General features: G+C 36.0%; 12 protein-coding genes and 1 pseudogene. 4 read left to right on the top strand and 9 right to left on the bottom strand.

The window, feature by feature from the left end:
• Window positions 1-291: 291 nt before the first annotated feature.
• The gene (locus TY15_RS18040; protein ID WP_040207188.1) at window positions 292-1,281 is read right to left on the bottom strand and encodes a hypothetical protein; all 990 of its coding nucleotides are present in this window, start codon (window positions 1,279-1,281) and stop codon (window positions 292-294) included.
• 472 nt (window positions 1,282-1,753) lie between these two features.
• Here TY15_RS18040 and TY15_RS25005 point away from each other — a divergent pair, with 472 nt between their 5' ends.
• Window positions 1,754-2,596 (top strand): tyrosine-type recombinase/integrase, encoded by an 843-nt coding sequence (locus TY15_RS25005; RefSeq protein WP_244440958.1) that lies wholly within the window; start codon window positions 1,754-1,756, stop codon window positions 2,594-2,596.
• Between the two features lie 158 nt (window positions 2,597-2,754).
• Window positions 2,755-3,030, top strand: coding sequence for a hypothetical protein (locus TY15_RS18030; RefSeq protein WP_040207186.1), 276 nt, complete (start codon window positions 2,755-2,757; stop codon window positions 3,028-3,030).
• A gap of 396 nt (window positions 3,031-3,426) precedes the next feature.
• Here TY15_RS18030 and TY15_RS25385 read toward each other — a convergent pair whose 3' ends face one another.
• The 5 genes and pseudogenes from TY15_RS25385 to TY15_RS24720 form a co-directional block, all read right to left on the bottom strand.
• On the bottom strand, window positions 3,427-4,041 hold the full coding sequence (locus tag TY15_RS25385) for a hypothetical protein (protein WP_392391440.1): 615 nt from the start codon (window positions 4,039-4,041) through the stop codon (window positions 3,427-3,429).
• Window positions 4,042-5,176: 1,135 nt separating this feature from the next.
• A pseudogene (locus TY15_RS23780) lies at window positions 5,177-5,278 on the bottom strand (IS66 family transposase); the annotation flags it as partial.
• Window positions 5,247-5,846, bottom strand: coding sequence for an REP-associated tyrosine transposase (locus TY15_RS18020; RefSeq protein WP_042375082.1), 600 nt, complete (start codon window positions 5,844-5,846; stop codon window positions 5,247-5,249). The pseudogene TY15_RS23780 and the gene TY15_RS18020, both read right to left, overlap by 32 nt.
• Window positions 5,847-7,058: a YifB family Mg chelatase-like AAA ATPase gene (locus tag TY15_RS18015; RefSeq protein ID WP_040207185.1), complete on the bottom strand. Its 1,212-nt coding sequence runs from the start codon at window positions 7,056-7,058 to the stop codon at window positions 5,847-5,849.
• A 694-nt stretch (window positions 7,059-7,752) separates the two neighbouring features.
• A complete protein-coding gene (locus tag TY15_RS24720) occupies window positions 7,753-7,896 on the bottom strand; it encodes a hypothetical protein (protein ID WP_096911880.1) in 144 nt (47 codons plus the stop codon).
• A gap of 569 nt (window positions 7,897-8,465) precedes the next feature.
• On the opposite strand from TY15_RS24720, the gene TY15_RS18010 reads away from it, so the two are divergent.
• Both TY15_RS18010 and TY15_RS18005 read left to right on the top strand, forming a co-directional pair.
• On the top strand, window positions 8,466-8,666 hold the full coding sequence (locus tag TY15_RS18010) for a hypothetical protein (protein ID WP_040207183.1): 201 nt from the start codon (window positions 8,466-8,468) through the stop codon (window positions 8,664-8,666).
• Window positions 8,653-9,489: an LPO_1073/Vpar_1526 family protein gene (locus TY15_RS18005; RefSeq protein WP_040207181.1), complete on the top strand. Its 837-nt coding sequence runs from the start codon at window positions 8,653-8,655 to the stop codon at window positions 9,487-9,489. Before TY15_RS18010 ends, TY15_RS18005 begins: the two co-directional genes overlap by 14 nt.
• A 376-nt stretch (window positions 9,490-9,865) precedes the next feature.
• On the opposite strand, the gene TY15_RS24405 is transcribed toward TY15_RS18005, so the two are convergent.
• The 3 genes from TY15_RS24405 to TY15_RS17995 all read right to left on the bottom strand — a co-directional run bounded on the left by TY15_RS24405 (window position 9,866) and on the right by TY15_RS17995 (window position 13,085).
• Entirely contained in the window at window positions 9,866-10,228 is a 363-nt protein-coding gene (locus TY15_RS24405; protein WP_040207179.1) for a hypothetical protein, read from the bottom strand.
• A gap of 235 nt (window positions 10,229-10,463) precedes the next feature.
• Complete coding sequence (locus TY15_RS24715; RefSeq protein ID WP_096911879.1) at window positions 10,464-10,610, bottom strand: hypothetical protein; 147 nt, start codon at window positions 10,608-10,610, stop codon at window positions 10,464-10,466.
• A 213-nt stretch (window positions 10,611-10,823) separates the two neighbouring features.
• Window positions 10,824-13,085 (bottom strand): hypothetical protein, encoded by a 2,262-nt coding sequence (locus tag TY15_RS17995; protein ID WP_040207178.1) that lies wholly within the window; start codon window positions 13,083-13,085, stop codon window positions 10,824-10,826.
• Window positions 13,086-13,493 lie beyond the last annotated feature (408 nt).

Genomic DNA, 13,493 nt, shown 5'->3' with positions numbered 1-13,493 from the left:
TTCTCTTTTAAACCGGCATATTTGTGTAAATAATAGATATATAATAAAAAAATAGAAGTGCTGCTAACACTTCTATCTGTAACTGCAACCGTCAGGGTAGTGGTTGTCAAAGTATATTATTTTCGGGAACCACCCTTAGCTTGCGACGGCGTTGGGTGGTTTTCTTGTTAACTAAAACGGTTTTCCAAAAAAAATGTGCAGCAACTCCATTCTATCACTTTCAGTTAATCTAAAAACCTATCAATCTTCGACAAATATCGGGGCGTGACAGGCACCATAGCCAAGGCTGTCTTAAAGCCCCATCTCTTGTATTAACTGCTTAAATGTATTGTAAGCAGGTTTCGGAGAATAATCATCACGCATAATCCCATATTGATGGAAAAGATCATCTTTGGAGCTATCTGCATCACGGAGCCCAAAGAGCTCATAATGGGAAATATTGAGTTCTATTCGCAATTTATAGATCGTTCGAATGACTGTTTCAAGAACTGCTGATTGGCGTTCATAAGACCTTTCTATGTTGGCTACAGGATTCTTTCCAGTGGGCCATCCATTTTCAGTAACTCGAATAGCGACTGAAGCAGGGATGCCCACCGTGGTGAGATTCTCCCTTAGATCGCGAAGCGTATGTTCAACAGAAACAGGTATTTCTTTTAAATCAAGTGGCTGATCTTCAAATACATCCACATAAAAATTATGTCCGACAAAATCAACGGAATGAATAAATGTGGGGCTTCCGGATTTGGAAAGATTTCCCCAAAAATGTGGAACAGAGGCAGGACTTTCCGGAACTGAGCCGAAGCCAATCTTAATAGGCAGATTAAGCAATTGGGCTTCTTTTTTCGCTGCAATTACTCCTTCTACCAGTGCTTGCATGATATATGACCTTGAACCTTCCATAAATGATAAATTAGGCTCGTTTGTAATTTGAAGAGAAGCTAAATGAGAGCCGTATTTGTTAATAACTTTTCGAATAAAATCGAGCCAATTAACAAGTTCTATATCTGGTTCCTGAGTATGTGTCCAGTCCCCACACCCTATCGTTAGGTCGCCCAATAAATTCGATTCAAGATAGCGATCGGCATTTGCAAACATTTTTGCTTCCCATTCTTTTGTATAAATGAGGTAGTTTCTTGGAAATAGCTTTTTTGAGTTCCCTCGAAGATCCTGTAACGCTAATTGAATTTTTTTGTAGTCATCATCAGGTCCTGCAGCCAAACCAAATGGCGTTCCTGCTACGCTTAGCGGATAAATTCCAAATGTTAATGGGGATGAAGTCATATCGTTAATCTCCTTTTTTATAGTTCGGGGAAAATATGCAATAAAAAACCAATTTGAATTACAGCAAGTTATTTACGATTGGTGTTTAGACCTTTTTGATTTAGTATTACCATAATTACGGAGGATACAACGGCGCCAGTAACCAAACATTTGTACATATCTTTAAAGACTAATCCCATTACCATGCCCATTACTATACCACTAATTATGATTAAAACACGTTCCCTTTGGTTCATTTTCAATTGTTTAACTCGCTAAAGCTATTAAATAAATTTGGTATCAAAGTAATGTATTCTGGAGCAATTTCATCGTCCAACATTCATCACCTCTTTATTGAATATAGTAAATATATTATAACTATATCTGCGTAAAATCAAGGAAATTTCAATAAAAAGGTAAATGTTTATTTACCAATTATTGAAATTTCATATATAGTTGGGCGCGAATGCGTAACATGTTACAAGGAGATATTGTGAAATCAGAAAGTCACAGCAAAGCACTCAATGAATACTTAGCCCATGCAATCAAATCGGTTCGGCAGACATACAAAGGACCAATTACTTATGCTTCATTACCGTTTGAAAAAGTGGATTGGGAGCCTTTCGAAATTATTGGGATAGACCATTATCGAGCTACACAAATCAATGATACATATGGTGACATGCTTAAACCACTTTTAGCAAAAGGTAAACCATTGGCAATTATGGAGTTTGGTTGCTGTCCATATCAAGGTGCTGAGCGTAATACTGGACAAGCATTTAATATTATAGATATAAAATCATCTATTATGCACCATATTCCATTGATTGGAAAAATTGTACAAACTCGTTTAAATGGACAATATGTACGTGATGAAGGTCTTCAGGCACGAGAAATTATGGAATCACTTAAAGTTTTTGATAGAGTAGGTGTTGATAGCTCGTTTGTCTTTACTTTTGTTAATCCGCAAAACCCATACAACGGTGATAAGGAAAGAGAGGTGTACTTCAATGTCCGCTGCTCTCTATGGTTGAAAAGATATTTGGACGAACGCGATGATGAGAATTCATGCTTGTTTATCACCGAAAGAAGTCCCAAAAGACGTATGAGTATCCATCTTATAAGATCTATCATTAAGCGAATTTCAAGTCGTGCAGGGATTAAGAAGAGAATCCATCCTCATCAGCTACGACATTATGCCACTCACATGATTAATAACGGGGCGCCTCTTGAAGTGATCCAGAGTTTACTTGGTCATGAGAAGAGCGAAACCACGAAAATATATGCACAGCTAAGCGGAAAGCTGAGACACGATTTTTATAGTAAATATTTTTGAATTCTATTTTAATTTATCTTTAATCGAGCTTGAGGCGAGCATATTAAAAAATGTAAGTGTATAAAAAGTTTTTGGTGTCACTAATGGTGGGAATCATTTAGGTTGTAATAGGAATGTGCTATGGTAATGATAGGAAGCTAAAATAGGGGTGATAAATAATGAAATGGGAAGAAGTTCGTAAACTATACCCAAATCAATATGTAAAACTTAATATCCTTGATTACCACATAGAAGATGATAAAAAGATTGTAACAGATGTAGCATTGATTAATGTTATTAATGATTCTAAATTAGCTACAAAAGAATTGCTTAAATCCAGAGGCAATACCATTGTTTATCATACAGGTTCCGAAAAAATTGTGATTGAAATGAGAAACCCCAACAGGCTTAAGGGGTATGAGATTATGAAGTTAGAATTAGTTCAAAATTATTAATCTAAATGTAAATTCTCTGCAGTATGTCATGCGTATCTCCAAATAAGGGACACGCTTATTTTGGTTAAGGGCCATTTAATGGAAGATTATTTTTGGTTTTTTAGATACTTTGTAATAATTAATGCAGGACAGAGGGTCGTGACAGGCACCGGAATTTAGAGTGACTGTTAATCAGTTGCCCCGTCAACGCCACTGGCAATATAACCGACAACAAAGGTGTCTCCGGACACTAAAAGCCTATCAATCTTCGACAAATATCGGGTCGTGACAGGCACCAGGACTAATGTGAACCACCCTTTTGCTTGCTACGGCGCGGGGTGGTTTTCTTGTTTTCTAGAACGTTTTTCCGAAAAAAGTAAGCGCTTATCGGGGCGTGACAGACACCGAAACAATTCACTAAAATAGGAACTTTCCCACGCCGATTAGACTACTAATAATTCCTATTCCATTCATGGTGCCTTTTCCCGCTTTAAGTAAGCTTCCAAGTATCCCCGGTTGACCATTACCATTGTTATTCCCCCATCCCAGGGGATTTACATATCCGCCCCAGCCTGCAGGGTTTCCAAAACCGCCCCACTTCGCCTGCTGCCCACTGGCGCTAAAGCTAAAAGGATTGACGGATGGCGGCAGCAAAGCGGCGAGAGATCCTTGTGCGAGCATACCCTCATGATTGACCGGCTGCGCCCAAGGGAAGGGCTGTTTTTGGAAATTGTAACCCGCATGGCTGGCTGATGGAGTCCAACCTAGAGGCTGTCCTTGTGCGAACATCCCTGCATGGTTAATCGGCTGCGCCCAAGGAGTGGACTGTCCTTGAAAAATATAACCTGGATGTTCGGGAAACTGCGGCCAGTTGGTAGGCTCTTCATGTGATTTCCAAACGTTAAGAGCGACCGGCGGCAACAAATTTCCTTTGTGTCCTTGAGACATTAAACCCGGATGTTCGGGAAGCTGCGGCCAGTTGGTAGGCTGCTCTTGTGACTCCCAAACGTTAGGATTGACCGGCAGCAGCAAATTTCCTTTGTGTTCTTGAGACATAACACCCGGATGTTCGGGAAGCTGCGGCCAATTGTCAGGCTGTTCATGTGACTCCCAATCGTCATGATCCACCAACGGCACCGAATTCCCGTTGTGTCCATGGGGTGTAAAGCCCTTATTGTCAGCCGGTGTTGTCCAACTGGAAGAAGGCTCCTGTACTGTCAAACTCACTTTGCGGGCGGAAGAATTCCAATTAGCAGGCAGTTCCATACGATCAAAACCTTTTAAACACCCGGGACTCTCCCACCCAGCCGGATAGACTCGACCACTCAAACCCTCGTGAATCCCAAGACCATTTATTCCTCCAAGACTGGGTAATTGGGGCTGTGAATATAATGGTACTGAAATTTCGTTATTATATAGCTTCCCGCTCCCCTTTGAATTCACATACCAATAATGGTGCATAGCTTATTCTCCTCATTTTTAAAACGTAATGTTAGACTTAACCTATGTAATATTCCTTTTTGTGGCTGGTTTAATAACTAGATCTACAAGCCCATATTTAAGAGAATGGGTGCATGGCTATAAAAAACCAATTTTCTTTAAAGAAAGCTGCTCTATAATCTGGCCCGTTTGTAAAATACTGATCTTATTGTTGTTTTTTGTTTCTCAAAACTATGTTTTTTATCTTTTATCACCAGAAGCTTTGAAGTGGTAAAATAGTCTGTCATTCTTTGGTACACTTTTTGTCATTCAGTGGTAAAAACTATGTCAAGGATGGTACATTTCATTGGCTGTAATCACTGAGTGGGGGTCTGACCCCGAAATTACTTGAACAACCACAACTTGAAGCAATACTGCGATTACTGAGACTTTGAGCATTCAGTCTCAGAATTTCACGATATTTGATCATAAAAAAACTCCAGTATAATTGATTTACATACAATTGCGAAAATTCATTATACTGGAGGTGGCTCTCACAATGGAACCATCAATTTCTCTCCATAACATTCCGTTATTAACACTGTAATACTGCATATGGATTAGGATTAGGATTAGGAAAATTATTCAATATTAATATTAAAAAACCGCTACCAATTTATTAATGCAGTCATACTATTATACTTTACCACTTTAAACTTTAGCTGAGCGGGGGTCTGACCCCAAAATTCGGTGTATTCGCGAACAGCCAGTTTTTCCTTCCGATAACTACGGGTTTAATCGATCTTTCGCTTCTATTATTATCGATTTTCAATCGCCCATCCTCTAAAAAGGCCACTCCGGGTTGTGACAGGCACCGGGACTAAACTTTTGCAGTACTTCTCGCTTCTCAATTCTTCTGTTCCTTCGTAATAATCTAATAGGCAGTCCCTGTTCATAAATCGCGGTGATACCGAACTTGGATACTTAAATAAATGATAGCTGCTCCAAGGATAGTATTCAGGCTTCTTAACCATTTTTGCCTCAACAGGATTTAAATGGACGTAGCGGCTGACCTCCAGCATCCCTTCTTTATCTTCAATCACTTTGTCAAAATAGCGTTTTTCAAATACATGTCCTGTTAAACGGTACTTGGTATTGTAGTAGTTTGCATACCGTTTGTTGATTAGAGACATCAGTTTTGCAAAGGGGATTTCTGGTGAACGAATCTGTAGGTGATAATGATTGGTCATTAAACAATAGGAGGCCATTTCAAAAGGAGTTTTTTCATGAAGCTGGTCGAAAATGTGCAGGAAGGCTTGGAAATCAGAAGCATTCCGAAACAACGGATCACGTCGATTACCTCTGCAAATGATATGATAAAAACGATTGGGTATCCAGATTCTTTTCTTACGTGACATTTACGTTTCCCTCGCTATAGATTGTTGTTTATGGTGACCTTGGCGTCTTAGTGTCATGGCTTCCCATATTGCTGTATCCGTTATATGGTCTTCTCCCGCCAGATCTGAAATGGTTCTCGCCAATCGAATAATTTTGATTTGAACACGATTGCTCCAATTTTTCTTTACAGCCACGGTGGTTAGCATCTTTTGCTGATCACTTGTTATCGGGCTAGTTTGGGTAATGATTTCAAAAGGGGCTTTTGCGTTAGAGACTTCCGTTTGATAGCGTTGATATTGACGTTGTCGTGCTTCTTCAACCCGGTTACGAATATCATTAGATGATTCCAGGCGCTTTGAAGGTTGGTCTAGGTTAATTGACTGCAATGGTAATAGGATATCAAGTCGATCATAAACTGGTCCTGATATTCGATTTCGGTAAGCCTGGATTTGCTTATGTGAACATGTGCAGTAATGATGATTAGAAGCAAGATACCCGCACGGACATGGATTCATTGCTCCAATAAGGATAAAATTTGAAGGATACGTCACGGTGGAATGAGCCCTGCTTATTGTTACTTGTCCGGTTTCAAGTGGCTGCCTTAACATATCAATCGTCTTTTTAGTAAATTCGGCGATTTCATCCAGAAATAATACACCTCGATGAGCGAGTGAAATTTCTCCTGGCCTTGGCGTGGAGCCTCCTCCAATAATGGCTACCGAAGATGCGGAATGATGTGGGTGTCGAAACGGGGCATTTTGATGGAAGATTCTCCTCTCCCCAGCGAGCTGATATAGACTCATTACTTCTAATTGGGCCTGATTCGTTAGATTAGGTAATATGGAAGGAAAGGTTTCTGCCAGCAGACTTTTCCCACATCCTGGCGGACCGCTCATGAGGACGTTATGTTCACCGGCGGCAGCAATTTCAAGTGCTCGTTTCGCTTGTTCATGGCCAATAACATGTTGGAAATCCTTTTGTGGTGAGTTAACGAATAGTGGCCCGTTTTTCTTTTGCTCAGATGGCGAGAGATTTACCACCACCTTTTGATCGGTAACATCGACATCAAAATGTCCAAGTGCTGCTACTACCCGTTCTCTCGACTCCTTTACCGAAGCATCTGGTAGTCCAACAATCACCATCGATTCCGTACCAGTCCTTATTCTTACTTCAACTTGCACACGATAGCCCTCTAATCCTTTTAAACCAATACTTGATACTATTACTGTCATAAAATAACCTCCCTGACCTGTTATGATATCGATAATGAACATACAAAGAGCTGAAATAAGACTTGTTTTGAAAAGTAATATTGATGTAGGAATTAATGAATAAGAATTAACCTTAGCGGGGGGTTAACAGAAGATGTTGGGAGTATAAATGTGGTGAATAAATACTAAATTTCTACAAAAAAATCTAAAATCCTTCAAAATCATAAAAAAAGAGACAGAATTTTCCCATGTATAATGGATATATAATCTATCTAAAAGCCTATCAATCTTCGACAAAGTTCGGGGCATTTCGGGGCGTGACAGGCACCAAGATCCTGGGCGTGACAGGCATCTGAATTAAAAAAAGGTCTCACCTTGCTAAGTCATAAATAAGTGCACCTAATCGTGAATAAGGCAGCTCTTTCGAGAATAGCCTTTTTCATAATACCTGATTTATTCATAGCAGTCGGACAGATTTGGGTTTCTATGTATGTATGACCATTGGTTATACATACATAGATTGGGATCTCTGGAATCAATAGAAACTCATTTATTGCATTAAACTTTAGCTGCGTGGGGGTCTGACCCCGAAATCGGTTTTCTCCTTCTCAACGGGAATATTTTTATGTATAATGGATATATAATAAAAAAGAGAAGTGCTGCTAACACTTCTCCATGCAACTGCTACCGTCAGGGTGATGGTTGTTAAGTTATTTTATTTTCTCGAACCACCCTTTTGCTTCGTACGGCGCGGGGTGGTTTTCTCGTTTTCTAGAACGTTTTTCCGAAAGAGGTATGCGCTTATTTCACGCATAATCCCCTTCAGAACTTCTCTTAGAATTTCAAGAAATGTTTCCATGATTATCACCTCCTTTCCGAAACGGAAAGAAGTGGAATAACCAACCACCCCAACAATACTCAGTTGCAACCCTATTCTATCACTTTCCACCACAATAAAAACCTATCAATCTTCGACAAATATCGGGGCGTGACAGCGTATAATGGCTAATAAGTCAAACATAATTTTTTATTAATAAAGACCGACCTTAACTAGAACTCCCAATATCCATTTTTTTGAAGAGTCAACCATCACAGAATTATAATAGGGCCCCTCTAGAACGTGAAGGGATCTTGCATTTCATCCTGCAGAGGATACCGCCTAGTAAATCTAAACTTTGATTTCACGTATTATTCGTACTTGCAGGACAAGATCCATAACGCTGTCACTCGAGGTCTGGAGCCTCAGGCACGAAGTACAATGTGATCTAACGCCCTAGAGGAGCCCCATTTGTAAAGAAAAAACATTTCCGGTAAAAAGGTCTTTCTACTTTGCTTTTAAATCCTTTAATTAGATACGAACATATATAGACAAGCATCTATTTGACCCTTAATATGGGTATTAATTACATTATGTTAGGGGCAAAAAAAATGTGGGATTGGATAGTAGATAATAAAGTGTTCAGTGGAATAGGTGGAGTGCTCTTAACTATTTTGGCCGGCATTTTCATAAAGAATAAGAAAGATAAAAGCCAACCTAGTCAATCCATAACTGCAGGAAATAAATCAAATAATATACAAGGCGGTAATGACGTAAACGTTACAATAGGTGATAAAAATGATCGGAGATAAACAGGAAATTATAGCAGGAGATGGAACCACAAATATACAAGGAAATAAAGTTACGGTTGTTAACAACGGATTAAGCTTTCCAGAAGTAAGACAAGTAGCAATGGATGTTTTTAAAAGTAACTTTTATGATCTGGGAGAAAAAGTTGAAAAGTTGGTAAATGAACGTGCTGAGGAAATTCTTAATAAATACTTGGGAACATTGCAGTCAACTGCTCCTGAGGCATTGTCAAATACGGAAGATCCTGATTTGCGTTTCGCTATTTATGAAACACAAAAAAACCATGCTAGACTAGGTGATGATGAAATTAGGGATTTGTTAGTTGATGTATTAATAAAAAGAACAACAAATCAAAACGAGTCTTTTGTCAAACTAGTATTAAATGAAGCTCTTACTATTATTCCTAAGTTGACAACTAAACAAATTGATGTCTTATCTTTTATTTTCATGTTTAGGTATTTAACTTTTGTAAATCCTGTACCATTTGCTGCATTTTATAATACTATTAATGAAATAATAAAAAGTGAAGGAATACCAAATAATGAGATTTTCTATCAGCATCTTCAATATTCAGGATGTTTATCTATAAGCATTGGCTCAGCAACATCACAAGCAATTATGGATAATAGAAAATCTCAATTTATCGATGATGATGTAAAGCCCCTAATAAGTTCTTATAACACCTTTCCAATGTACCTTCAAAAATGGGACAATACAAAATTATGTAATTCGAGCCTAACTAGTGTTGGAATTGCAATTGCTCTTTCTAATATCAAAAGGAAGACTGGATTAGATTTAGACTTACGTATATGGGTACATGAGTAGATCTTTCTAACAATGCAATAATTACTAATATATCAGCTTTGTACAGTAGAGAAAAAACAAGCTCAAACGATTTCACATAACGAGTCCTTCCAGGGATCTTTTTATTTTCCTTTAAGATATCTAATTTTCTTCAAAAATTCTTATTATTATAAGTATTAAAGAAAGAGAGTGGTAGTTTAACCCAATATAAACGGCAATAGTGAAATGGTCTTGCCAATTCCAATTATAGAATTGTTGTTATTTCTCCCAGTTCTATAGAAAAATATTGGACAAACTAAGAGTTAGATGGAATAGTAAGTAAAGAGAGTACCTCTGGAAAACAAATGATTTTACCAATCTGGCACAATGTGACTTCAGATCAAGTAAAGAAATATAGTTATTCTTTATCTAGTGAGTGGGGGTCTGACCCCACTGGCCCAAATGAAACTCGTAAATGTGGTTTTTCTAGCGAATAAGTGAAAAACCGCTTAGATAATGCCTCTACGAACACATCTTTTGTTGTATTATAAAAATGTTCAATAATCTCTTCAGACATTTGTTGACCGATTACCTCTTTCCCTCTATTTAAGAACTTGTCAATGCTATCTTCAACAATATGTGCCTGGGATGCGATGATAAATAAATTAGAAAGTAATGGTAATTGAGGGCTATTTGTAGCCGCAAGATTTCTTATAACATCTTTGAGGAATAAAATATCATTCATTTTGTTCAAAAAGCTGTTGCTTTGACATAAAAACAAAATAATATCTGCTTGTTCTCTAGCTCTTTGCGATTGAATAGTATCATTTAATTCCTCTGTTCCAAACCCAGGTAAATCAGACCTTAAGGAATTTGTCTAGTTTAGTGTTGACATACCATTCTTTTCCCTATTAAGAGGGAATATTTTCATGTATAATGGATATATAATAAAAAAGAGAAGTGCGCTAACACTTCTCGATACAACTGCTACCGTAAGGGTGGTGGTTGTTTATCTGCTATTTGTTGCGAGAACCACCCTTTTGCTTACGACGGCGCTGGGTGGTTTTCTTGTTTTCTAGAATGTTTTTCCGAAAGAAAAAAGCAGTAGTTTCCCGCATAATTCCTTTCAGAACTTCTCTTAGAATTTCAAGAAATGTTTCCATGATTATCACCCCCTTTCCGTTACGGAAAGAAGCGTAACAACCAACCACCCTAACAATATTCAGCTGCACTTTCATTCTATCACTATCTGTTAATCTAAAAACCTATCAATTTTTCGACAAATACCGGGTCGTGACAGGCACCGGAATTTATAAATATTTTACCTAATTCGAGAAGGTACGGTAGATATGGACGGTAGATATTGAGGTTTATGCTTAAGTATTAATAATCTCTCTGCTTTGAATATCTTTACATTTCCCATATAGATCTATAAGTGAATCAATAGAGGTGTCAATTAAAGGCTCAAACATAAATGAATTTAAATGTAAATGTTCTGGAGTCATTATCATCACCTGTTCAAACATTTCTATTTCTTCATTTGATAATGTATATTTACTCTCTTTTACATCTTTGTATAATTCGTATGTTTGATTTCCTACTTTATCACCATATGGTAAACCTAATATTTCTAATGCTCTCATTTCAGATCTTAGTCTTGTTGCCATGGCCAATACAACCTTATTTTCTAGATTAGATTGTAATCCGGAAGAATTTCTAACAGCTTTATCAGCATTTTCAAATATGGATTCTATTACCAATTTATTGCCGAATTTGAAATTACTTGCTACTTTTGGTAATTCAGGTACTATATCCTGAAAGATTGGCAAAATATCATTCCAAGTAATTTGATTAGTTTCCTCTTTAATGTGAAGCAGAGATGTAAGGATGTTGAAATGAGTTTTGTCTTTAGTATATCTATATTCAAGTAAATTTCTAAAAAAAGTAATCGACGCAGTCATGATCATTTCATTCTTTTGATTGGAAAAAGAATTTATCCATATTTGAAAAATGTTTCCTAAATATAGCGTTTCAGTTCCCCTAGTTTGGTTGTTAAAAGATATAGAGTTATCTTTATTAATCCTTGCTATGAAAGAATTCTCTCTTTTAATTGGTATGCGGCTCGATAATGTTCGATAAAAATCATAATTATGAGTAAGTATTAGCATATCGAAGTTCTGTTCATTACTGATTTCTTTTAAGTACTGGATAATAGCATATTTATTTTTGTAATCAAATGAATCTGCAATATCATCAAAGATTAATAATTTCTGATCACTTGCTTTTTTCAATGTCTCGATTTTGAATATTATATTCAAAAAATATAATGCCCTTTTTTCACCATTACTTAATACATTTTGTAAACTGTCATAATTTTTAATTGTTTCTTCTCCTGTTATATCATCTTTATATTTAAACTCCACTACAGGGAGGTCTAAATTCAAAATTACATCATCTTTATTACTAATAACTAACTCAAAAGGAACATGGAAACGAGTATTATATTCATCAACAACTTTTTGCCATTCGGTTGAATCATTTAAAGCTTGTTTTCTTATTTCAATAAGAGTTTTTTCATTTTCTAAAATCACATTTTTTATTACAGTTATTTCATCAGTAAAATAGGATAAATTATACAACCAAAAATCTCTTTCAAGAATATCTCTACTTACCAACAATGGAATATATTCAGGATTAGATTTAATAATGTCTCTAAACTTTCTAGTATTAACATTCGAGAGCAATTTTTCAATTTTACCGAACTTCTCAATCATTAAATCATCACTTAGTATTCTCGTTTTTTCCTCTATTAATATTTTTTTAAATTCTATTTCATTTTGAATAATGTTGGAAGTATCATTGTTTAAAATAACTTTATGCTGGGCTTTAAAAAAGTTTGTTTTCTTTAGTTGTTCTAGTATACTATCAGCATTTTGCGGATCAAAACCTTTTTCAGAAAACACCTTTGATTCTCTAAGTAACTTATTATATGTGGTTGTATAATCTTTTATATTCTCAAGAAAATCAGAATTGTTAAATAGTTTATCTGTATGATCATTGAATATATCTTTATATTTAAACTTCTCATAGTTATTAATATTTTCATTTTTCATAAAACTATATAGTGATATTAACAGTGATTCATCATTCTTTATTTCCTTAATATTCCTTCCTATATATCCCTTTAATTGCGACCAACAATCGGTCCCGAGTTTTTTCTTTAACATTGATTTAAAAGCATTTATCGCTTCACTAATCTGTTTGTGAATATCTATAAATTTACTTCTTGCATCTTCGTTAACTAACAAACTAGATGATGCTTGTGCAAAATCATTTGTGTTATCTAAAGAATGAATTACAAATACATCTATTAATCCACCAGAAGTTAATAAGTTTTCATCGTCGACAAAATTTGAATAAGAAACTTTGAAGTTAGTTTGTTTGTTAAATACCTCATCTCTAGGATATTCACCTTTAGATAGTTTGTCTAAAGTTTTAGATAAAGAAGTTTTCATCACGCCATTAGAAGCGTAAATCATACAATTGTTATTTTTGTTATCAAATTCTATAGTTTCTTGCATACTCTTAATACCAAAACAATTTTCCAAATATAATGATAACACTCTTTTATCACTCATATGAATCACCATTCTTCCATTATAGTTTTAGAGTACTTCAGCATTGATTTAAGCTTCTTCTATCATAATTAGTGAATAAATGTTGATGATAGATTAAAAAGTTGTCTTTGATTTGCGATTCGAACTAGTGGATTTCAATTTTTGCAAAAGCGGCATAAAATCACGGCACTATTCTGCATTACACATCCCTGTCTCCAATAAACCAAGTTGATTATTATATAATAATCAACCTAATTCCATTTCCATTTATAATACTCGATAAATCATTGGCTATTGTAATTTCATCTTCAACATACATATTTTGTATTTGGAAGTTTCTCAAATAATAATGAAGCTAATAAAATGAATCTATGCATTTCATCTGCTCTATATTAAATTGATCCAATAATTTTAAATTTTTCATATTTG

This window comes from Neobacillus jeddahensis (genome assembly GCF_000612625.1).
GTDB classification, from domain to species: Bacteria; Bacillota; Bacilli; order Bacillales; family Cytobacillaceae; genus Neobacillus; species Neobacillus jeddahensis.
This window is presented reverse-complemented; position numbering and strand designations above follow the sequence as displayed.